Genomic DNA, 22,542 nt, shown 5'->3' on the forward strand with positions numbered 1-22,542 from the left:
CCACCATCCTTCCCGCTGGCCTTCACACTGGTTTTTTTATTGCTCATATTGCCTTGCTCCCAAACTCATGTATTTTATGTCACCATCTTATCGACATTTTGTCAATAAAATGAAACAATCTTTTCTGATAAACACTCCGGATAATGGTAAATTTTTCACAAGGAATCCGATAATGAGCGGAACGGCACCACAGATTTCGCAAGTCTGGGACTTCTGGATTGATCGTGGCGGTACATTTACGGATGTTATCGGCCGTGACCCTCAAGGGCAGCTTCATGCCCGCAAAGTGCTTTCAGAAAATCCGTCCGCTTATAAAGATGCTGCTGTTCAGGGCATTCGCTTACATCTTGGCTTGCAAGATGGCGAACCGGTTCCGACAGGTGCTATCGGTGAAGTGCGTATGGGCACAACGGTTGCAACCAACGCATTGCTGGAACGCAAGGGCGAAAAACTGGCACTCGTGACCACCAAGGGTTTCCGAGACGCGCTTCGCATTGGTTATCAGGAGCGCAAGAATATTTTTGCAACCGAAATCATCAAGCCGGAAGCGCTTTACGATCGGGTTATGGAAATTGACGAGCGTATATTAGCCGATGGCAGCATTGATACAGAGCTTGATTTAACCCAGGCTGAAAGCGCTTTGCGCGCGCTTAAAGCTGAAGGCTATAATGCTGTCGCGATCATCTTCATGCATGCTTACAAATTTCCGGAACATGAAGCCAAAATTGCCAAAATCGCGCGCGATATCGGCATCGAACAGGTCTCGGTCAGTCATGAAGTATCCCCGCTGATTAAACTGGTTGGCCGTGGTGATACAACCGTTGTTGATGCTTATTTGTCACCGGTTTTGCGCCGTTATGTGGCGCAGGTTTCACGCGAACTGGACGTGGAGCGCACGGGTGCGCGCGTCATGTTCATGATGTCGTCCGGCGGCTTGACGGCGGCGGATATGTTTCAGGGTAAAGACGCGATTCTCTCCGGCCCTGCGGGCGGTGTGGTCGGTCTGGCGCGTACCGGCGAAACGGCTGGTTTCCATCAGGTTATTGGTTTCGATATGGGGGGGACATCGACAGATGTTGCCCATTTTGACGGCGAATATGAGCGTGCTTTTGAAACAGAAGTTGCAGGTGTACGTGTCCGCGCGCCGATGATGCTGATCCATACGGTTGCTGCCGGTGGCGGCTCGATCCTCCATTTTGATGCTGGGCGTTTCCGCGTTGGTCCTGATTCTGCTGGTGCTAATCCGGGCCCAGCTTGCTATCGCAACGGCGGGCCTTTGGCAGTGACCGATGCCAATGTGATGCTTGGCAAATTGATGCCGGATTATTTTCCATCCATTTTTGGGCCTAATCAAGACAAGTCGCTCGATGTGGAACGGGTACGTGAATTATTCACGCAAATGGCGGACGAAATCGGCGATGGCCGTTCGCCTGAAAGCGTTGCCGATGGCTTCATCCGCATTGCCGTTGCCAACATGGTTGAAGCGATCAAGAAAATTTCAGTACAACGCGGTTATGATGTCACCCGTTATGCGCTAAACTGCTTCGGTGGGGCAGGCGGGCAGCACGCGTGTTTGGTCGCTGATGCATTGGGTATGAAAAATATTCTGCTTCATCCGATGTCAGGCTTGCTATCTGCCTATGGAATGGGCTTGGCCGATATTCGTGCCACCCGCCAAAAAGCTTTGGGCGTTGATCTTGATAAAGATGCGCCTGTGCAATTATTCGCCCTTGGTAGCGAATTGGCGCAAGAATGTGTAGCGGAATTAACGGCGCAAGGCGTTAAAGAAGACGTTATAACCACGCATTTGCGTGCGCATATCCGTTATTCTGGTACAGATACCGTGCTTTCGATTGATGCTACCTATCCGGCAGTGGATGCAGCAGAACGTTTGCGCGCTGAGTTTGAAGCGGCACATAAGCGCCGCTTTGGTTTTATTGCTGAAAATAAAGCACTGGTGATTGATGCGGTAGAGCTTGAAACCGTCGGTGGTGGCGCTGGTGAAGGCGAAGCGCAAAGTTCTGCTGGTGAAGCAGGAGAAGCCACAGCCTCCCGTCATACCCGCTTTTATTCGCATGGCGCTTTTCATGATGCATCAGTTGTTGTGCGTGAAACCATGCAGCGCGGCCAGACCGTAACCGGCCCTGCTATTATCATTGAAAAAAACCAGACCATTGTAATCGAAGATGGCTGGCAGGCACGTCTGACCGGTCATGATCATATGGTGCTGACCCGTATCAAAGCCTTACCGCAACGTGTGGCGATTGGTACGGATGCTGATCCGGTGATGTTGGAAATCTTCAATAATCTGTTCATGTCGATTGCTGAACAGATGGGCGTAACGCTGCAAAATACTGCTTATTCAGTGAATATCAAAGAGCGCCTTGATTTTTCCTGTGCTGTTTTTGATGCGACCGGCAATCTGGTTGCCAATGCACCGCATATGCCTGTGCATCTGGGCTCGATGGATGCATCAGTTGCAACTGCAATTCGTGAAAATCCGGTGATTAAACCGGGTGATGTTTTCCTGATTAACGCGCCTTATAATGGCGGAACACATTTGCCGGATCTGACCGTTTGTACACCTGTCTTTGATGATACAGAAACAGAAATCCGCTTCTGGGTCGCCAGCCGTGGTCACCATGCCGATATTGGTGGTATTGCGCCGGGATCAATGTCGCCATTAGCGGTCAATATCGAGCAGGAAGGTGTCTATATCGACAATTTTAAACTGGTCGATCAAGGTTACTTCCGTGAAGATGCACTGGCTGATTTATTGAACGGTGCGACATATCCGGTTCGCAATTTGACTCAAAACGTCAATGATCTGAAAGCACAGATTGCCGCTAATGAAAAAGGCGTCACTGAACTGCGCAAAATGATTGGCTATTTCGGCGAAGATGTCGTGAAAGCCTATATGGGGCATGTTCAGGATAATGCTGCGGAAAGTGTGCGCCGTGTGCTGGATCAATTGCCGGATGGTGGTTTTTCTTATGAAATGGATCAGGGCTGTAAAATTGAAGTCAATATTACTGTCGATCGTGTAAACCGTGAAGCAATCGTTGATTTTACCGGTACTTCAAAACAGCAACCAAATAATTTCAATGCACCTGAGCCTGTAACCCGTGCGGCTGTTCTATATGTTTTCCGCGTATTGGCTGAAGGCGATATTCCGATGAATGCCGGTTGCTTGCGCCCGATTAAAATTGTTGTGCCAGAAGGTTCGATGTTGTCGCCGCATTATCCAGCTGCAGTTGTTGCCGGTAATGTGGAAGTCAGTCAGGCTGTCACCAACTGCTTGTTTGGTGCAACCAAAGCGATGGCTGCCGCACAAGGCACAATGAATAATCTGACATTCGGGAATGATGAATATCAGTATTATGAAACGATTTGTTCGGGTGCTCCGGCAGGGCCAGGTTTTAACGGCGCGGATGCGGTGCACACACATATGACCAATTCACGTTTGACAGATCCTGAAATTCTGGAGTCGCGTTTTCCTGTTATGTTGGAAGATTTCCATATACGCAAAAACTCAGGCGGATGTGGTCAATGGACAGCCGGTGACGGTACTCACCGCACCATCCGTGCATTGGAAGAGCTGGAATTTGCCATTCTTTCCGGACATCGCCGCGTGCGGCCATTCGGGCTGGAAGGCGGCGAAGAAGGTGAACTTGGGCGTAATGAAGTGCGTCGCTTGGACGGCACCCTTCAAGTTCTGCAAGGTTGCGATCAGGTCGTGTTGCAGGCTGGCGAAGCCTTTACGGTTATTACACCAACCGGTGGCGGTTACGGCAAAAAGTAACCTGTCTCGCCGGATCAAAAACAACCACTCCCATTTAGTCATGGGCGTGGTTGTTGTGTTCAGCTGGTTTTGTAATATTTAGAATTTGTTCTATCATTTAAATGCGCCAGCACAGTTTCGCCAACTATTGCAAATTGACCAACTGATACATTTAATGGTGTTCCAAGCGGCAGATAGACATCAAGGCGTGAGCCGAAACGGATAAGCCCGAAACGGTCACCAACTTCCATTTTTTCATTTTCGCTGACCCAATGTTCAATACGTCGGGCAATGAGCCCTGCAATCTGCACAACTGCAATCAGGCCATATGGGGTTTCAACAACCAGCCCGTTTCTTTCATTATGATCGCTGGCTTTGTCCAGCTCTGCATTGAAGAATTTTCCTGATTTGTAGGCGATACGGCTAATTGTTCCGCTGACTGGAATGCGGTTTATATGACAATCAAAAATACTCATGAAAATGGAAATGCGCAGCATCGGTTCATTTGGCAAACCAAGCTCTGGTGGCGGTGCCACTTCAGTAATCATACTGACACGACCTTCGGCAGGCGAAACAACAATGCCCTCGGATACTGGTGTGATACGATAAGGATCACGGAAGAAATATCCGACCCAGATAGTAATGATGAAAGCTGGCCAGAAAAGAAAAGCGGACAGCATGCTGAGCCCGGCAGTGGCAATAAGGCCTAGACATAAAAATGGATAGCCCTTTTTATGAATGGGTACGAAGCAATCTTTGACAGAAGACATTATGCTCATATCCTGTTCCTTTACTGCCATTCACCGATAGGGAGAATGGTTAGTAAGGTACAATGTCTTTAAACAGGGACAGTTTGGATAATGAGGCTATGCCGGTTATTTTAATGGCTGGTGTTTGATTTCAGTGTATCATATAAACGTATCTGGTTTTGGCAGGGCAGGAAGAGTGTCCGCCTCTGCAATTTTGAACAATCAAGAAATTATAGTGTTCTAGAATTTAATATCTGGAAATATCCGTTGGAATTCTTTCTGAGCGCGCCGGTAGCGCCAAACTGCGCGTCCGCGGGCTTTCCAAATATCTTTTCGCGCCTTTATCCAAGGTTTTGGCGTGCCATGAAAATGGACAATACAATCTGGCGATGACGTGCACTCATCAAGACTGCCACCCAGAGATAGACTATTATTTCTTTGCCGCCTCGTGCGCGACCACGACGAATTGAAGGCGGGATTAAGCATAAGGGTTCTGCCATTAAAGACCTTGTTCAGATGATCCTGATCAGCCAATTCGTAATTATTGGCCGCAGTAACATTTCGCATCGCCTCATAAACATTTGGCTCAGCCCGAATGGCATCCGTATCAATGAGGAGAACGCCGGAATTGAAATATTTTGAGATATCATTTTGGCCGAGAAGTTTTTGCAGTGCTGCAATACGCTGAGAATGCTTTTTAGTAACCGTAAGATCAAGCGCCGCCCATTTGGCAACGACAAAATCCCGAACTGCACCGATAAGATGGCCGTTAAGATCGATTGAGAACAAGGGTGCCAGATCACCCCTTACATGTGTGTCACCATCAATATAGAGGATTCTACCGGAAAGTTTTTCAGCTATTCGTAAACGACCCAACATCGCAGCAGTCAACCGAGTGTCGTTTTGTTTTCTGCCACCGATATCTTCATCGGTTAAAGCTAAACAATTGAGAGTTACAAGGGGGCTAGCCTGCGCTACCCGTTTGACCTCGCTCCAGTCATTTTCAGTTAGTTGATCACCCCAAAAATGTACAATTACAGGTCCCGAAAAATGGTTCAAAGCACTCCACAATGTGAAGAGCGTAGGCTTTAGGTAACCCCGGTCAGTTACAAATACCAGTTGCGGTGTCTGTCCAATGGTAGATTGGCTGTTTAATTTCGGCATTTGGATGCTCAAGATTATATCCCGCTTTTTTACCGGAGGAAACTTTACCTGTCGCTATGATTTCTTCTATCGTCATAGTAGTATTGTCAACTGACAGGTTGAGATGTTTTTTGGATATGTGGTTGCAGGATGGAAGCGCGGTTTTTACGAACTATCTGAACAAACCGAGTAGGCCTTTTGTACAACGTTATCCAGTTCACGATAAGTCTTAAACCCCATGGATTCATAATAAGATAGCGCGGCTATATTATCTGCGCCGATATAAGCATCAATTTTTTCGATATTGGCTTTTTCGGCAGCTATCCTGCTTTTAGAGAAAAGAGCTTTGCCTACACCTCGTCGATGAGCTCTTGGACTGATATGTGTACCGATGATTGCCCAACCTTGCGGTACATTAAAACGATTTCCTTCGCGTGCATGGATGAGCGATTGGAAGCCGAGAATTTCGGCAGTTTCGTCTGTAGCGACACTACATAAGATATTAGACGGGTTATTGATATAATTGAAAATAATAAAATCAATATCTGCGGGGCGTTCACGCCCGTTGCTGGCAATAATTTCGCGCAGTACAGCGCTCATTCCTGCTGCATCATCAATCCGTGCGGTTCGTATTATGAGTGTCATTTTTATCCAGCAGGAAATGTTGTAAACGGTAACGGAAATCCGTCCATCATGATAAAGGTCGGAGCCTGCCGTTGGTGCGCATTGATTTGTGGTACAAGTCGCATGAAATGTTCTGATGCACAATGTTGATCCAGAGCATTTCTATCCGGCCATTCTTCAATAAAAATAAAATGGCCGGAGTCTTTTTGATCTATGTAGAGATCATAAGCAATGCACAATGGCTCACATTTGGTTTTCTCAACCAGCTCTTTGTAAAGAGGTAAAACAATCTGGATTTTTTCTGGCTTTATAAAATCCTGCGCAATTACTTTTAACATGAGTATTCCTTAAATTAATAAAATGACAGACATTGTGCATTGTCTTTTTTGCAATCTACAGCACTCCATAAACAAACCAATGCAATGAAATATGTTTCAATCCAAGTGATTTTTTGGACTCATCAAGTAGGTTGTTGCTATTTTGTTCACGTATTCTTTTTTGTCAATCATTAAATAATGAATGACAAAATTCAGCATTGTATAGATGGCTGGGATAGGAAGGGAATTTGCAATAATATAAATAATTGGAGGCCGGATCTGGGATCGAACCAGACTATACGGATTTGCAATCCGTTGCGTAACCACTCCGCCATCCAGCCTTTCCACGTTGTATATTATCTTTATTCTTAGTCGTAATCGGCCGGATAAATTATAATGCATAGCCGGGTTCATCGGGCTGTTTTAATGATGAATATACTTTCACCTTGAAGAAGAGATGATTATGGTTTGAATAATTATCTAATGCCTCAAAATATGAAGTTTCACGATTTGAGATGATTTTGGTAATATGACTGCAACTTAACCCGACATAAAGCCAGTAACATTTTTTTGCCAATACCTGGCGACCAATGTCTGGTCACGGCTTTTGCCCAATTGCTTGCGCCAATAATCACGAATTATTTTTGCCTTAACTGCTTAACCTGCAAACCACTCGAAACTATCGTTGCCATTTGGCCAGGGCATGGCAAGAAGCTTTCAGGTGAGCTGTTCTGCTGCTGCCTGATCAGCTTTTACAATCCATTCAATGTCCCCCCCCCCTCAGGATGGGTGAGATTTTGAATATCTGCTTCGGTATCAACTGTTACGACGATATGCCCCGTTACATCACAGGTAAATTCTTCCTGCATACGGTCTACTGCTGGCAGAGCTGTAGCACGGCACCGATCAGATAATTTTTTGCTTGGCGTAAGGGAAAACGTCTAGGCGGCCCCATCACGCCAATAATATCACCAGCTTTGGCAGTTTTTGCCCAGTTACACGCCAAACCTTTAGTTTCATGGACGTAGAAATCAATGTCCATCCAGCCTGCATGCCTCATCCGGCCACAATGGCATACCATTGCGTCCCATCACTGGCCATATCGGTTCGGGCACATCATTGGTTAGCAAAAGCAGCTGCACATGGATGGCGCCAAATAAAGATAATCTCCGGAGCTTCTTCTTTTTATAGAGTCTGATCGCAACCGCCGCCAGATATTTCAGGTGATTGAGACCGATATATGCTTCGGCATGAAGAGACACATAGTATCCATGATGAGGTTCATCGAGTTTGATCTGCCCAAATGAATTGAACCGCCTCGAGTTTGCCGGATTGTTTAGCTCCAAATTGGATCTTATGGAACATAAAAAGACATCAAAACCTTATCCGCCCGAACTTCGTGAGCGTGCTGTTCGCATGTTTGTTGAGCAGCGTCATGAATATACGAGTGAAACTGCTGCACTAGTGGCTATTTCTAATAAGCCCGATTTTTCTGTCGATAACCCTCGTAGTTGGTCACGTCAGCAGCAGCGTGATAGCGGTGAACGTGCCGGCCTAGCGAGTGCGGAAAATGTTTTAACCCACCACTCGAACCGCGGGCCTCAATATCTTTCTATGAAGTATACCGAGCGGTTGGCTGCGGCTCAGATTGAGCATTCGGTCGGTATTGTTGGCGATGCTTATGACAATGTCTTAGCTGAATGTGTGATCGGCTTCTTCAAAACAGAGGTCATAAACCAAGGTGGACTATGGAAACCAATGTGCGAAATTGAGTGGGAAACCTTTAATCGGGTCCATAGGTACAATAATCAACGTTTACTGGAGCTAATCGGATATATAGCACCTGCAGAAGCCGAGGAGGCTTTCTATCAGAATATGAAAATATGTAATAAAGCTGCATAAGCGTCGAACAAATTGCGCGCGCAAAATCCAGTGAGGTTCAAATACACTTCTTGGTTGGCGAGTGCTCAAATTGTTGCTTAATTTCGAAATGCCGACCATTGATATAATAATCTCTGAGTTAAAGGCGGGATCTGTCTCTTTAGAACCGGCCGTTTGTGACCAACAATGATGATTGATCGGCATTGTACCTTATATTGAAATTTCTAATTTCTTCATAAGTATCAGGATGCATTGTCGGTGGCTCGTTGTGAGCGTTTAAGCACTGCAATAAGGCCAAGAAGAGCAATAGACCCGAATGTCAACAAGGTGGATACAGCGGCAACCACAGGTGAAACGTCGAAATCTAAATCTTCAAAGATCTTGCGCGGTAGTGTTTTGTCTTCAACGCTGGACAAGAAAAAGGACACGACGGGCTCGTCAAACGATATGATGAAGGCAAAGACGCCGCCAGCAATAACCCCCGGCATAATAAGCGGTAAGGTGACGTTGCGAAATGCTTGCCATCGTGAGGCTCCAAGGCTCATGGCGGCCAGTTCAAGTCCTGCGTCGGTTGCTGCAAGAGCTGCCGATACGGTTATAATAACATAAGGCACTGCAAGCACCGTATGTGCAAGCACAAAAGCGATGAGCGATCCAGATAATCCCATGCGCGAAAACATCAGATACATCGCAACGCCCACAACGATATTGGGTGCAATGATTGGTGCAAGCATTGTCATGGAAATGACTTTGCGGCCGATTATTCTGCCCCGTGCAAGTGCCAGAGCCACCATGGTCCCAAGAACCATAGCAAGGGTTGCCACAATGAGTGCAATTTTGAGTGAAAACAATGCAGGCCCAAGCCAGTTGGGATCGCCAAGAAGGCTTTTATACCAATCCAGCGTAAAACCGCGTGGAGGGAACTGCAAATAGCGATCTGGCCCTACGGAAATCGGAATCACGATAAGTGTTGGCATGAGCAGAAAGGCAATACCTGCTATTCCTGCAAGGCGGGCGAGAAGGACGGGAAGCCGATAGATCGAAAATAGTTGGATTTTCATCGTGATTCCAGCTTATTGAGTTTAAGAAAACGGCTGAATACGGCAATCAGACACATCACCGAGATGAGGAGTAGCGCGGAAAGCGTTGCGCCACGTGGCCAGTCAAATTTTTCAGTAATTTCATTACTGATTGCTGTAGCCAACATCATGCTTCGCGGGCCGCCGATCAATGCAGGTGTAACGAAGGCGCCAAGCGTTACAATGAAAACCATCAGGCTGCCAGCTAAAACGCCTGGTCGCGAGAGCGGCCAGATTATAAGGCGGAAAACGGAAATCTGGGAGGCACCAAGACTAAGTGCGGCGCGTGGAAATTCTTCCGGAATAGAACGTAAGGATTGATAGATTGGCATGACCATGAACGGCAGCATGACATGCGCTTGCGCAACAACAACGGCAATTTCATTGTACAGAAAGGGCAAGGGCGCGTTGGTGATTCCTGTCCATTGCAGAAACGAATTGAATACACCATTCCGCTGTAGAAAAACCGTCCACGCAAAGCTGCGTACCAAAACGCTGGTCCATAACGGAATAAGGACACAAGCGCCTATAACTGTTGCCCAGATTGGTGAGACATTGCGCATGAGATTGGCGATCGGATAACCGATAGCCAGAGCAAGCAAAGCCACAAGAAAACTGACTTTGAATGTTCGCCAGAATATAATCAGTGTAAAATCATCAGTTAACACTTCGCGATAATGACGCAAAGTAAAATCAGGATCGAAAAAACTCGTGCTTATCAGCTTGATAATAGGCCAGCAAAATACGAATAACAGGATTGTCAGCAAGGGTGCCACAAGCATCCAGCTTGTACCTGTTGAGAGATCTTTGCGGTTTGTACTCATGGGCGTGTACCTGCGCTGGAAAAGCAGACTGCTTTGCGCGGTTCTATCGCAAATAATATTGGTGCACCGATACCAAGTTCCCTTGCGGCATCCAGGCTGAGACGAGCCGTAATGCGGGTGCCACTTTTTGTTTCAGCTGTTACAACTGTTGTGGCGCCCGTGAAACTGCGGGAAATGACGGTCGCTTGCGCTGCTTCCGGCTCGGAGCCAACTTTTAGCGTTCTGATATGTTCAGGGCGCACATACACATCTACGATTGATTGAGGAGCGAGATGGGTTCCGAAAGGGGTAAGTGCTTCAACGTGCCCGCCATCTTTGAGATTAATGAAGACTGTTTCGCCGGCAACAGAACTGACCGTTCCTTGCAACTGGCTGCTTTCGCCAACGAAACCGGCAACGAATTGCGTCTGCGGAGCATGGTAAAGGGTATCAGGCGATGCGATCTGTTCAATTTTGCCTTGGCTCATGACGGCGATGCGATCAGACATCGTCAGCGCTTCTTCCTGATCATGGGTTACGAAGATGATGGTCAGGCCGAGTTTGCGCTGTAGTTCTTTAATTTCAATTTGCATCTCTTCGCGCAGCTTTTTATCAAGTGCAGAAAGAGGCTCATCCATTAATAATAAAGGCGGGCGGAAAGAAATAGCGCGGGCAATAGCCACACGTTGTTGCTGGCCACCGGATAATTGCGCCGGCAATCGATCACCAAAGGTGGAAAGCCTGACTGTACTGAGGGCTTCATTAACGATTGGCTCTGACTGAGCTTTGCTCATTCCGCGCATACGCAAAGGGAAACGTACATTCTCTCTTACGCTCATATGTGGAAACAAAGCATATTTTTGAAAGATAATGCCGATTTCACGTCGATTGGGGGGCAAGGTCGTGACATTACGATCTCCGATGCTGATCGTACCGGAGGTTGGTATTTCAAAACCGGCCAGACACATCAGCAAGGATGTTTTTCCAGAGCCACTTGGTCCGAGAATTGAGAGAAACTCACCAGCAGTTACATTGACATTGGCATTGTCGACTGCCGTGACGCTGGATCCGTAGCGTTTAACTAAATTCGAAATGTTGACGCTGGCACCCATTTTTTGCATCTGCGGTTCTCCGATATTACGATTGTCGGCGAGGGGGAAAGCCTCGTTTCATGAAAGGGAATGTGTACGACCGTGATTGGATCAAAAGCAGCTATTGCATGGCCCGAAACAAGTCGGGCCATGTCAAAATCAGCGGCTGAGATACTCGATCATGCGCTGGCGCATTTCTGCGTCATTATCGGCGATCCATTTCCAATCCGGATCGATCTGAACTGCCAAATTCTCTGCACTGCCGCCGCGTGATTGACGCTCTTCCGGGGTCAGCAAATCAATGGCTTTTTTGTTTGGCGTTTCGAAAGGAAATTCTTTCGAGAAGGCAACGTGTGCCTCAGGATTGGCAAGGTAGAAATTGATGAATTCTAATGCGCCTTTTTTATTCTTGGCGTTTTTCAAAACACCCCACATGCCGATATCTTTGATACCTTGGTACCAGGTGAAAGAAACAGGCTCGCCACTTTGAACAAGAGTGGCAGCGCGACCGGATCCCATCATCGACATGACGGCTTCACCGGTACGTAGCACATTTTGTGATTGGTCGGCAGTTTTCCACCATACGGAGATTTCCGGCTTCAATTCGTCCAGTTTGGCAAAGGCGCGCTCAACATCAAGTGGAAATAATTTGTCGCGCGGAACGCCATCTGCTTCAAGTGCAGCGATCAGCAGCCACGGCCAATAGCTTGCATCCGGCATGGCACGGGGGCCCGGAAAATTTTTCACATCCCAAAAGTCAGCCCAGTTTTTGGGTTGTTTGCCTTCCGGAAAAGCATCCGTGTTCCATGCCAGAACATTTGCTCCCCAGGTTCGCAACACGCCATTGCCCATGCAGGTGCCTTCAATGGCAAATTCGGCGGCATTGGTTAAATCTGCACAGTCGATAGGCTCAAGATAGGATGCTTGTGCATAATTATCATTTGGCAATGCGGTAACGATATCCCACTCGGCTGCAGGGAAATCGGCCATAGCTTTGACCTTTGCCCATTGCGCACCGAGTCCGGAAGCCACTGGAATGACACGTATACCGGTTTTGGCGGTGAACGGCTCATAAAAATTCTTTTTCATGGCCTGTTCGAAAACACCGCCGGCAGTGACGATGACGATTGAGTCATCGGCTGCTTGGGCAGTGATTACTACATTGAAAAGAAGGGCTGCGGATGCAGCGAATCGAAGGAGATGTGCTTTCATCTGTTTGTTCCCGGTTTTATTGTTTCTTGCTTTATGCCTTTAACGTTACATATTGTCAATCCGTAACGAAGGATGCAGTTTCTATTATTTATCACGCAGCTTTCGTTAATTCTTTATGATAATATTATTTTACGTTATAGTTGTATTTTATGTATGGATTCAGCGAGGTATGAAGAGAGTGAAATGACGGAAAGTAAAACAAAGCCCAGACGGTGGGTGACCATCAAAGATGTGGCTGCCGCTGCCGGCGTCTCTCCGATGACGGTGTCAAATGTTATCAATAAGCGACACAAATTCGTCAGCGATTCGACTCGTAAAACGGTGGAGCGTGAAATTGCACGTCTTAATTATCGCGTACAGCAAAATGCGCGTGGGCTTCGTGTGGCAAGACGGCGTGCTGTCGGGATTATCATCGTTGATGAAACGCAATCTTTTCTTTCGGATCATTTCAACTCTCATATTGTTGCAGGTCTGAGTAATGTTTTGAGCCAAAATGATCATGCGCTCAGCATTCAGGGGATCAGTCTTGATCATTTTGAAAAATCATTTGCGGTGCGAAATTTTTCGGTTGATGGCTTTTGCATCATTCTTTCCGGCAAAACTGAAGATCGCCGCAAAGTTATCGACAAATTGGTCGAGATGGATCAACCGGTAGTTTTATTTCAGGAACCTCGGATTGAAAGTGATGCTGATATCTGCATCATCAGGCAAGATGATACACTGGGAGGGCAAGCGCTGGCAGATCATTTTGCTGCCCGCCGGCTCCGGCGTTATTTAATCTTGCGACCGGCAACCGATTGGCCGGCTATTGAAGCGCGGATCGAAAGTTTTACCCAGCAAATCACGCGGCTTGTACCGGATGCAACAATTGATATTATCCATTCGGCCAATGAAGATTTTGATAGTGTGCGCGAGGCATTTGCTGCTTATCTGGAAGATCATGAATTGCCGGAAGCTATTTTTGGTGCCAATGATCGTTTGGCAATCGGCGCGATGGCGCTTTTACAAACGCGGGGCATTGCTATCCCCGGGCAGGTGGCCATTGCTGGTTTTAACGGCTTTGAATCCCGCCGTTATGCGCAGCCCCTTATCACCACCGTTATTTCGCCGGCTTATGCCTTGGGTGAGACAGCCGGAAAAGTTTTGCTTGAGCGTTTTTCCAGCGACAGATTTAAAGAAAAAGAAATTGTGCTCCCAGTTTATCTGGAACCTGGAGCGACGACTTGATCCGGCAGGTCTGATAACTGCCGGATCAAACGGTTTGTTGGTTTATACGGATTTTGCTGGTACGGCACTGCCGCTTGCGCCCACCAATACACCGAAATCGGCCCCCTTATCGGCTTGCATGACATTTTCGATAAAGATACGGCCATAACCGCGGCTATAATGGGGCGCTGGTGCTTTCCATTCTTTGCGTCTGGCTGCCAGTTCTGCATCGCTGATATCAAGATGCAAGCGCCCCATTTCGACATCAAGCTCGATCATGTCGCCGTTGCGCACAAAAGCGAGCGGGCCACCCACTGCCGATTCTGGTGCAACATGCAAAACGACTGTACCGAAAGCGGTGCCGCTCATGCGTCCGTCGGAAATGCGAACCATGTCCCGGATACCCTTACGCAGCAGCTTATTCGGCAGGGTCATATTGCCCACTTCAGGCATACCCGGATATCCGACCGGCCCTGCATGTTTGAGAACAAGTATGCAGTTTTCATCAACATCAAGTTCATCCGTATCAATACGGGCTTTGAAGTCTTTCATGTCTTCAAAGACAACTGCTCGTCCACGATGCTTCATCAATTCCTGCGAAGCGGCAGAAGGTTTGATAACGGCGCCATCCGGCGCCAGATTACCGCGCAAGACGACGATACCGCCACGATCTTTGAAAGGTTCGTCCAGTGCTCTGATGACATCGCGATCATAGCATTCTGCTCTTGCAACATCTTCGGCAATGGTTTTACCCGATACAGTGATTGCGTCACCATGCATGAGTGGCAGCAGTTCTTTCATAAGGGCCGGAAGGCCACCGGCATTGAAGAAATCTTCCATTAGATAAGCACCCGATGGCATCAGATTGAGCAGGCAGGGCACTTTTTTACCCAAACGATCCCAATCATCGAGGGTGAGGTCAATGCCAAGTCGCCCGGCTAATGCCAGCAAATGAACAACAGCGTTGGTCGAACCGCCAATACCACCATTAACGATGATGGCATTCTCCAGCGCTTTTTTAGTGACGATTTGCGAGAAACGGATATCGTCCTTCACCATCTCCACAATTCGTTTGCCGGATTGTGCGGCAAGAACTGCTCTGCGGCTGTCAACGGCAGGTACTGCGGCATTTTGCGATAAAGCAATGCCCATTGCTTCTGCCATCGAAGCCATGGTGGATGCCGTTCCCATCGTCATGCACGAACCGGCGGAACGGCTCATGGCTGCTTCTGCATCAAGAAATTCCGCCATCGACATTTCGCCGGTTTGCAGCATTTCATCATAACGGATGACGTCGGTGCCAGAGCCGAGAAGACGGCCACGGAACCGGCCATTGAGCATAGGTCCACCCGATACCATAATGGCAGGAACGTCGACACTTGCGGCGCCCATCAGCAAGGCGGGGGTGGTCTTGTCACAACCGGCAAGCAGCACTACACCATCAATTGGGTTGGCGCGGATGGTTTCTTCTACATCCATGCTAACCTGATTGCGGTAGATCATGGCTGTCGGGCGTACCAGCGACTCGCCAAGGCTCATGACCGGAAATTCCAGCGGCAGCCCGCCAGCAGCCAAGACGCCTTTTTTGACATGCTCTGCAAGGCCGCGCAGATGTGCATTGCAAGGGGTTAGTTCCGACCAGGTATTGCAAATTCCAATCACTGGCCTGCCATCAAACATTTCCGGCAAAATGCCTTGGTTTTTCATCCAGCTTCGGGCATAAAATCCATATTTATCGGCTGTCCCAAACCATTGCGCACTGCGAAATGCCGGCTTTTTCTCGCTCATAAGTCATGTCCTCCCATGGGTTAAACAAGAAAATTAAGTTTAACGTTATATATTTGATATTCTTGTTATCAAGACCTGTCAACGACCGGATAAACTGCTTCTATATGGAATAATGCGACATCTTTACCCTGACGAGATGATCGAGACTTGACAGAAAGCTCGTAAATAGGTTTAACGTTATATTACGATTACAACGGAGTCTTCTTATGATCGTCGATTGCCATGTAAACATCTTCAATCCAGAACAAACCACACCCCTTTTTGCTCGTCTTTCACCAACGTCCAGACCGGGAAAAATGGGTTTGGAAGCCGATGCGGATACTATTTATAAAGCAATGGAAGACGTGGATAAGGCGATCTTGTTCACTTTGCGTTATGCAGATGCCATTGGTGTTGATGGTGATGATGAAGTGACCGCGGCTGCTGTTGCCAAATATCCGGATAAATTCATTGGTTTTGCCGCGATGGATCCGCGCCGTCCTGATTATATGGACTTATTGGTTCACGCCATTGAAGACCTCAAACTGACAGGTGTGAAATTCGGTCCGATTTATAATGGTGTTTCATTGCTTGATCCGCGTTTGGTTCCGGTTTACGAATATTTGCAGAAGAAAAATATTCCGCTGACCATGCATATGGGAACGACCTTCAGTCCTACAGCTCCCGTCCAATATGGTCGACCGCTTGATGTAGATACAATCGCGGCCCGCTATCCTGATTTGAAGATGATCATGGCGCATATGGGGCATCCTTGGTATGAAGAATGTATCATTGTCGCACGCAAACATCCCAATGTTTATTGCGAAGTATCTGCTCTGCATTATCGTCCATGGCAGTTCTACAATATTTTGATTTGTGCGCAGGAATATCTCATCACTGAACGCGACAAGATTTTCTGGGGAACTGATTTCCCATGGACAACGGTGGAGGAATCAATCGGAGGGCTGCGTTCTGTCAATGATCAGGTGGAGGGGACACGTCTGCCACGCGTTGCTCAAACGACAATTGATCGTATTTTACATTCCAATCCATTGGAGCATTGGTGGCATGGCGGCTATCCAGGCTGAAAACAGTCATAAAATTTGTGAAAAGAGCAGGCTTAGGCCTGCTTTTTTTGTTTCGGTCTTCATTTAAAATATGCGATAAAAAAATGGCCGGAACAAACCGGCCATTTTTTATTAATATTGCAATAAAGACTTAAAGATCAGCGGTAAAATGCTGCTTTTGGGTACCCAATCCTTCAATGCCAAGTTCGACAATATCACCGTGCTTGAGATAGCGTGGCGGTTTCATTCCCATTCCAACACCCGGAGGGGTTCCGGTGGAAATAATATCGCCCGGCATCAGGCTCATGAACTGGCTGAGATAGGAAACCAGATAGGCTACCTGATAGATCATTGTTTTGGTCGAACCGTTCTGCATCGTTTCGCCATTGACTTTGAGCCACATGGACAGCTGTTGCGGATCATTGATTTCATCTTTTGTCACCATCCACGGACCGATCGGCCCGAAGGTGTCACAGCTTTTGCCTTTGGTCCATTGACCTTGGCGCTCATTTTGAAAAGCACGCTCAGATACATCGTGAGCCACACAATAACCGGCAACATAATCGAGTGCTTCTGCTTCGGAAACATATTTTGCCTGTTTGCCAATGACGATACCAAGCTCGACTTCCCAATCAGTTTTTTCTGAGTCGCGCGGGATCAGAACATTGTCATTGGGGCCGACAACGGCGGATGATGCCTTCATGAAAACGACAGGTTCTGTAGGCAGGGCAAGACCTGCTTCTGCGGCATGGTCGGCATAGTTCAGACCGATGCAGATAAATTTGCCGACATTGCTGACACATGGGCCAAGGCGGGGGGAGCCGTCCACAATTGGCAAAGATTGTGGGTCGATTTTTGCCAATTGCGCAAGGGACGCAGGATCAAGCACTTGACCGCCTATATCGGTGATCCGGTCAGACAAATCACGAATTCTTCCCTCGGCGTCCAGCAAGCCGGGCTTTTCTTGCCCCAGCTCTCCGTAACGTAATAGTTTCATGGTTAAACTCCTTTGCCCTCGATAATTGTCAGGCGAGTTCGTTTACAACTTTTTCTGTAATCTCAATGGTGCGATCAATATCTGCATCCGTGTGAGCAAGCGAAATTGACCCCTGCTTGGTGACAACAGGGAAATGGAAAATGCCATTTTCAATAAGTGCGCGACGATAGGTGATATCACGCTCCATGTCGTTGTTCATCACCACATCGCGCCAATTTTCAGGTGCATGATCCATGAAATAAACGGCAAACGCTGAGCCTTGACGCACAATGGTGGTTGGATAATTGCGTCTTTCAAAGACACTCTTTAAGCCTGCTTCAAGACGTACTCCAAGGCGTTCCAATTCACCATAAACCTCAGTTTCACGGGCTTTAAGGCGTGACAGACAGGCTTTTGCAGCTGCAGCATTGACCGGATGGCCATTATAGGTGCCAGCGACAGAGACACGTTTCTTTGGATCAGGATGGGCGCATAAGCTCATAATTTCACGCTTGCCGCCGACGACACCCATAGGATAGCCATTGGCAACCGCTTTACCAAAAGTACAAAGATCAGGTGTCACACCTGATAGCTGCTGATAACCGCCCAATGCATGGCGAAAGCCGGTTTTAACTTCATCAAAGATCAGCACTGTGCCATATTTATCGCATAATGCCCGCAGGCCTTCCAAATAGCCTGGCAAAGGTTTGACGATACCGATATTTTGCAGCACTGGCTCCAGAATAATGGCGGCAACATCGCCCTTGGCAAGTACTTTTTCCGCTGCAGCCAGATCATTATATTCGATGGCGCGCACTGTCTGGTCGATGACTTTAGGGACGCCGGCTGTGGTGACAGAAAGCGGATATTCCTCACCTTCCTGATGATCTTCCACGAATGAACGCGGATCCATCAGGTTGTAACTGACATAGTCGAAGCAACCATTATAGCCGCCCTGCATGACAACAACGACATCACGTCCAGTGTGGGCACGTGCCAGACGCAAGGCATAACCGACCGCTTCGGAACCCGTGCTAGTAAGCTGCAATTGTTCAATGCCGGGGACACATTCAACCAGTAATTCGGCTACTTCTGCTTCCCAAGGCATGGTGCCTGCGCCGATTAGCGAAGCACCGGAGCGGATCATATCGATGACCGCTTCATCAACCTCGGCATCGCCATGGCCGAACAGATAAGGTGCGAAACCGGCGTGGTAGTCGATATATTCTTTGCCATCGGCGTCATAAAGATAGGCGCCGCTTGCGCGCACAAAAAGCTTGGATGGGGTGATGGCGCGGTTAAGCGACATCGTTCCGCCAGCAATGTACTGGCGTTGGCGTTCAACCGTGCTTTGCAGTGTATCCGGCATGTCATCAACTTTCATTGGATGGTGAAAAAACGTTTAGTCGATGAATCAGGAGATGACGATCTTTCCGATTTGTTTCGACAATGATAGAAATATGGCTAGGTTTAACGTTAAGTCAAGCGTAAATCATGGGGAAATGTGCGTTAGTGTAAATTGTGTGATGGATGCACAGGGATAAAAGGGTTGTACCTTTTATCGTTTCCCCGATAAGTGAATAGGATAGATCAGGTATGCCTAGATAACAGGGATGGGCTTTTTCTGACGAAAAAGGGAATAGATTTCCGTAAGGAGCAGGCAATTGGATAAATCAAAAATGGTGAAACAAAAAGATGTGACCATCAAAGATGTGGCACGCGTCGCACAGGTTTCAGCTATGAGTGTTTCCAATGTCCTTAATGGCAGCGGGCGGGTTTCAGAAACGACCGCCGCCAGAATTCGTAAAGTGATCGAAGAACTGGGCTACCGGCCGTCCGTTGCAGCACGCAGACTTCGCTTGTCGCGTCAATGGACAATTGGTATGCTGATTATCGTTGAAGATCCAAATTTTCTGAGTGATCCATTTATCACTGCACAAGTAACGGGTCTCACCAATTATTTGACGGCTAATTCCTATAGCTTGATTCTACGGGGAATGAAGCCATCCGACTTCAGAACTTCAGGTATGTTTCAAGACATCGAAGCTGATGGAATGGTTGCTTTATTGTCCGGCCATAAAGATCAACGTGATTTATTCGTGAAAGAACTTGCCAATCTTAATGTGCCATTGGTTCTACTTGAAGAACATAAATCGCGTCAGGATATGGATTGCATTACCATCCGTCAAAATGATGAAGAGGGAGGATATCTGATTGGTCAGCATCTTATGTCGTGCGGCGCGCGTCGTCTGTGGACATTGATGCCTTCGGCTGATTGGCCTGCTATTCAAGCCCGAATGACGGGGGTGCAACGCGCTCTTCATCAAGCGGGATTGGATGTCGCCTATGTCATTGATTGCGGTGATGAAAGCTATGATTTTACTTATGCTGCAACCTTGGTCGCTTTACAGGAACATGAGGCACCGCATGCAATTGTCGGCGGTAATGATCAGATGGCAATCGCCGCAATGAAAGCTTGTAAAGATTATGGATTACGGGTGCCGGAAGATGTCATGATTACCGGATTTAACGGTTTTGATATTTGGCGTTATGTTGATCCGGTACTCACCACTGTACGATCTGCGGCTCATGCATTGGGTGAATGTGCGGGCAGCGAATTGATACGCCGCCTGCATGAAGGTCAATTTAGACAGCAAGAGATTATTTTGCCGGTCACTTTCCAACAAGGAGCGTCCACACGCGCTTTTGCTTGATGCTATGGGGTATGATTTTATTTTAAATCCAATCTAGTCAGGAATAGTCTTCATGGTAAAATAATGACATGAAAAAAGGGCGATTTCATTTAATTCCATGCGAAATGAAGGGAGCGGAGGCAGTGCTTGCCGATTCATCCCATAGTTTTGGGCGCCATATACATGACCAATTTGGTATTGGTATTATTTTAACAGGTGCCCAAAAATCATTAAGCGGGCGCGGTATGGTTGAAGCTGAAGCGGGAGACGTCATTACGGTTAATCCCGGAGAGATCCATGATGGCTCACCCATTGGCGATAATGGCCGCCGCTGGCAAATGCTTTATTTTGATCCGGTGTGTTTGATTGAACCCATCCGTGCCATAACAGATTGCAAAATTGATATGCTCGAATTGTCTCGTCCAGCATTGCAAGACACAGTTTCCGCCAGAAGTTTTTTGAAGTTATTTCGTGCTGTTACCGATAAAAATGGCGGTGAAAGCGAGATCGAACGCCGTGAAAATCTGTTGATTTTGCTATCAAGGCTGATGGATTACCGTGTGCATGATCAATTTATCCTGCCTAAGGCGATCAATGAGGCGCGTGAGCGAATTGATGATGATCCGTGTGCGTCACTTTCCCTTGACGAATTGGCGAAAATTGGCGGGGTTAGCCAATTTCAGTTGATCAGAGGTTTCACAAAGCTGACAGGTCTGACCCCGCATGCCTATCTGGTACAGCGCCGATTGCAACGAGCGCGTAAAATGATCGCCGCTGGTGCGTTACTTGCCGATGCCGCCTATACTTGCGGTTTTGCTGATCAAAGCCATATGACACGGATATTCGTGCGTGCTTATGGTTTTTCACCGGGGCATTATGCTGCTTTAATCAATTAGAGCGTGTCGCACTTTATCTTATCTACTGTGCTTACTCTGACGACTTGTTTTTACGCATGTCTCCCAAAACCGGTGCCCACTTTTGGGAGACATGCTTTAGCTGCAATTTTCTTCAAGACGCGAGGTAATAAAGCTGCTCAATTGCTTGAAAACCAACCAGCCGAGGCGTTTTCATGCAGCTTTTTCATAGTCTGAACATTCAACATTATTTTTTGCAATTAGTCCTCATGTTTTATCGAACTGAGGCTATGGTTTATAAAATCAGGCAATCTAGTTGCAACTCTCAACTTGGTTATGCTGCAATCTTCTTGAAGGGGAATGCGGCATGACACCCGAGTTTTTGTTAACATCACTTATTATTATTGCCTCACCCGGCACGGGCGCGATTTATACCATTGCTATCGGCCTTTCGGATGGCGCACGTATGAGCTTTATTGCAGCACTTGGATGCACGTTGGGTATTATACCGCATATGGTTGCTGCGATCAGCGGTTTGGCTGTGCTGCTCCACACCAGTGCAGTGGCTTTCAACTTTTTAAAATATTTCGGCGTTGTTTATTTGCTTTATATGGCTTGGGGTATGTTTCGGGCACGAGGCGTGTTGAGCCTGAACAGGCATGTTCAGAGTGGAAAAACACCACGCCAAATTATTATCTCGGCGATATTGATCAATGTGTTGAACCCTAAACTTTCCATCTTTTTCTTTGCTTTTCTACCACAGTTTGTCTCGGCAGACAGCAGCTTACAATTCGGCCATATGATAGAATTGAGCTTGGTATTTATGGTTCTGACATATATCGTTTTTGCGGTTTATGGGATTTTCGCTGCCACTTTACGCCAATATGTCATTTCCAGTGTTCTTGTCCAAAACTGGTTGCGACGGAGTTTTGCTGCAGCCTTTGCTGCATTGGCTGTGCAACTTGCTCTGACCCATCGATAGAGACGAAAGTACTGATTTCAAAACAATAAAAAAGGCCGGGGCAACTCTGCACCGACCTTCGATATATCATTTAAACTCAGTGCCAGTACATCCGTGGTCAAAGGTTTCAAATGACTTTAGACAATTGCGAGCGCTGTGAGATGAGCGCTCATAAGCTTTGTCTATGACCAAGATATAGGTGCGCAATGTGTTTAAAATAAGGACAAAGCTGTTTTTTATCTTCGTATCCGGATCATCTGTTCATTATGAACGAATATTAACTTGATTTTGGTCTTTTCATTCGATTGAGCTAATCCTGACTAAAAAACACTAGTTTG

The 22,542-nt window shown here is 47.2% G+C and carries 21 protein-coding genes and 1 tRNA gene; 7 read left to right on the top strand and 15 right to left on the bottom strand.

Annotation, left to right across the window (positions count from 1 at the left end):
* The first annotated feature begins 172 nt into the window (after positions 1-172).
* A complete protein-coding gene (locus JNC77_RS13575; RefSeq protein WP_374833394.1) occupies positions 173-3,802 on the top strand; it encodes a hydantoinase B/oxoprolinase family protein in 3,630 nt (1,209 codons plus the stop codon).
* 59 nt (positions 3,803-3,861) lie between these two features.
* Here JNC77_RS13575 and JNC77_RS13580 read toward each other — a convergent pair whose 3' ends face one another.
* The 8 genes from JNC77_RS13580 to JNC77_RS13615 all read right to left on the bottom strand — a co-directional run bounded on the left by JNC77_RS13580 (position 3,862) and on the right by JNC77_RS13615 (position 7,876).
* Positions 3,862-4,560: a phosphatidylserine decarboxylase gene (locus JNC77_RS13580; protein ID WP_374833396.1), complete on the bottom strand. Its 699-nt coding sequence runs from the start codon at positions 4,558-4,560 to the stop codon at positions 3,862-3,864.
* A gap of 210 nt (positions 4,561-4,770) precedes the next feature.
* On the bottom strand, positions 4,771-5,706 hold the full coding sequence (locus JNC77_RS13585) for a glycosyltransferase family 8 protein (protein ID WP_374833398.1): 936 nt from the start codon (positions 5,704-5,706) through the stop codon (positions 4,771-4,773).
* Between the two features lie 132 nt (positions 5,707-5,838).
* On the bottom strand, positions 5,839-6,273 hold the full coding sequence (locus JNC77_RS13590) for a GNAT family N-acetyltransferase (protein WP_374833400.1): 435 nt from the start codon (positions 6,271-6,273) through the stop codon (positions 5,839-5,841).
* A 47-nt stretch (positions 6,274-6,320) separates the two neighbouring features.
* Positions 6,321-6,635: a putative quinol monooxygenase gene (locus JNC77_RS13595; RefSeq protein WP_374833402.1), complete on the bottom strand. Its 315-nt coding sequence runs from the start codon at positions 6,633-6,635 to the stop codon at positions 6,321-6,323.
* A 246-nt stretch (positions 6,636-6,881) separates the two neighbouring features.
* A tRNA-Cys gene (locus tag JNC77_RS13600) sits at positions 6,882-6,955 on the bottom strand.
* Positions 6,956-7,366: 411 nt separating this feature from the next.
* Complete coding sequence (locus JNC77_RS13605; protein WP_374833404.1) at positions 7,367-7,483, bottom strand: hypothetical protein; 117 nt, start codon at positions 7,481-7,483, stop codon at positions 7,367-7,369.
* Positions 7,484-7,488: 5 nt separating this feature from the next.
* Positions 7,489-7,656 carry a siderophore-interacting protein gene (locus JNC77_RS13610; protein ID WP_374833406.1) on the bottom strand — a complete coding sequence of 56 codons (168 nt, stop codon included), beginning with the start codon at positions 7,654-7,656 and terminating at the stop codon, positions 7,489-7,491.
* Positions 7,646-7,876, bottom strand: coding sequence for a hypothetical protein (locus JNC77_RS13615; protein ID WP_374833408.1), 231 nt, complete (start codon positions 7,874-7,876; stop codon positions 7,646-7,648). Before JNC77_RS13615 ends, JNC77_RS13610 begins: the two co-directional genes overlap by 11 nt.
* Before the next feature lie 28 nt (positions 7,877-7,904).
* Here JNC77_RS13615 and JNC77_RS13620 point away from each other — a divergent pair, with 28 nt between their 5' ends.
* Positions 7,905-8,516 (top strand): hypothetical protein, encoded by a 612-nt coding sequence (locus tag JNC77_RS13620; RefSeq protein WP_374833410.1) that lies wholly within the window; start codon positions 7,905-7,907, stop codon positions 8,514-8,516.
* 221 nt (positions 8,517-8,737) lie between these two features.
* Here JNC77_RS13620 and JNC77_RS13625 read toward each other — a convergent pair whose 3' ends face one another.
* The 4 genes from JNC77_RS13625 to JNC77_RS13640 form a co-directional block, all read right to left on the bottom strand.
* Positions 8,738-9,556: an ABC transporter permease gene (locus JNC77_RS13625; protein WP_374833412.1), complete on the bottom strand. Its 819-nt coding sequence runs from the start codon at positions 9,554-9,556 to the stop codon at positions 8,738-8,740.
* Entirely contained in the window at positions 9,553-10,398 is an 846-nt protein-coding gene (locus tag JNC77_RS13630; RefSeq protein WP_374833414.1) for an ABC transporter permease, read from the bottom strand. The genes JNC77_RS13625 and JNC77_RS13630 overlap by 4 nt, the downstream gene beginning before the upstream one ends.
* Complete coding sequence (locus JNC77_RS13635) at positions 10,395-11,498, bottom strand: ABC transporter ATP-binding protein (RefSeq protein WP_374833416.1); 1,104 nt, start codon at positions 11,496-11,498, stop codon at positions 10,395-10,397. Before JNC77_RS13635 ends, JNC77_RS13630 begins: the two co-directional genes overlap by 4 nt.
* 129 nt (positions 11,499-11,627) lie before the next feature.
* The gene (locus tag JNC77_RS13640) at positions 11,628-12,680 is read right to left on the bottom strand and encodes an ABC transporter substrate-binding protein (RefSeq protein ID WP_374833418.1); all 1,053 of its coding nucleotides are present in this window, start codon (positions 12,678-12,680) and stop codon (positions 11,628-11,630) included.
* 183 nt (positions 12,681-12,863) lie between these two features.
* Here JNC77_RS13640 and JNC77_RS13645 point away from each other — a divergent pair, with 183 nt between their 5' ends.
* Positions 12,864-13,907 carry a LacI family DNA-binding transcriptional regulator gene (locus JNC77_RS13645; protein WP_374833420.1) on the top strand — a complete coding sequence of 348 codons (1,044 nt, stop codon included), beginning with the start codon at positions 12,864-12,866 and terminating at the stop codon, positions 13,905-13,907.
* 42 nt (positions 13,908-13,949) lie between these two features.
* On the opposite strand, the gene JNC77_RS13650 is transcribed toward JNC77_RS13645, so the two are convergent.
* Positions 13,950-15,674, bottom strand: a complete 1,725-nt coding sequence (locus JNC77_RS13650; protein WP_374833422.1) for an IlvD/Edd family dehydratase — start codon at positions 15,672-15,674, stop codon at positions 13,950-13,952.
* A 206-nt stretch (positions 15,675-15,880) separates the two neighbouring features.
* Between JNC77_RS13650 and JNC77_RS13655 the strand changes: the two genes are divergently transcribed.
* Complete coding sequence (locus JNC77_RS13655; protein WP_374833424.1) at positions 15,881-16,741, top strand: amidohydrolase family protein; 861 nt, start codon at positions 15,881-15,883, stop codon at positions 16,739-16,741.
* A 130-nt stretch (positions 16,742-16,871) separates the two neighbouring features.
* Here JNC77_RS13655 and JNC77_RS13660 read toward each other — a convergent pair whose 3' ends face one another.
* On the bottom strand, positions 16,872-17,717 hold the full coding sequence (locus JNC77_RS13660) for a fumarylacetoacetate hydrolase family protein (RefSeq protein ID WP_374833426.1): 846 nt from the start codon (positions 17,715-17,717) through the stop codon (positions 16,872-16,874).
* A gap of 28 nt (positions 17,718-17,745) precedes the next feature.
* Entirely contained in the window at positions 17,746-19,065 is a 1,320-nt protein-coding gene (locus JNC77_RS13665; RefSeq protein ID WP_374833428.1) for an aspartate aminotransferase family protein, read from the bottom strand.
* A gap of 295 nt (positions 19,066-19,360) precedes the next feature.
* Between JNC77_RS13665 and JNC77_RS13670 the strand changes: the two genes are divergently transcribed.
* The 3 genes from JNC77_RS13670 to JNC77_RS13680 all read left to right on the top strand — a co-directional run bounded on the left by JNC77_RS13670 (position 19,361) and on the right by JNC77_RS13680 (position 22,225).
* On the top strand, positions 19,361-20,410 hold the full coding sequence (locus JNC77_RS13670; RefSeq protein ID WP_374833430.1) for a LacI family DNA-binding transcriptional regulator: 1,050 nt from the start codon (positions 19,361-19,363) through the stop codon (positions 20,408-20,410).
* Between the two features lie 68 nt (positions 20,411-20,478).
* Positions 20,479-21,285, top strand: a complete 807-nt coding sequence (locus tag JNC77_RS13675; RefSeq protein ID WP_374833432.1) for an AraC family transcriptional regulator — start codon at positions 20,479-20,481, stop codon at positions 21,283-21,285.
* Between the two features lie 325 nt (positions 21,286-21,610).
* Positions 21,611-22,225 carry a LysE family translocator gene (locus JNC77_RS13680; RefSeq protein ID WP_374833434.1) on the top strand — a complete coding sequence of 205 codons (615 nt, stop codon included), beginning with the start codon at positions 21,611-21,613 and terminating at the stop codon, positions 22,223-22,225.
* Positions 22,226-22,542: the final 317 nt, after the last annotated feature.

It is taken from the genome of Paenochrobactrum pullorum, assembly GCF_041929845.1.
GTDB lineage: Bacteria > Pseudomonadota > Alphaproteobacteria > Rhizobiales > Rhizobiaceae > Paenochrobactrum > Paenochrobactrum pullorum.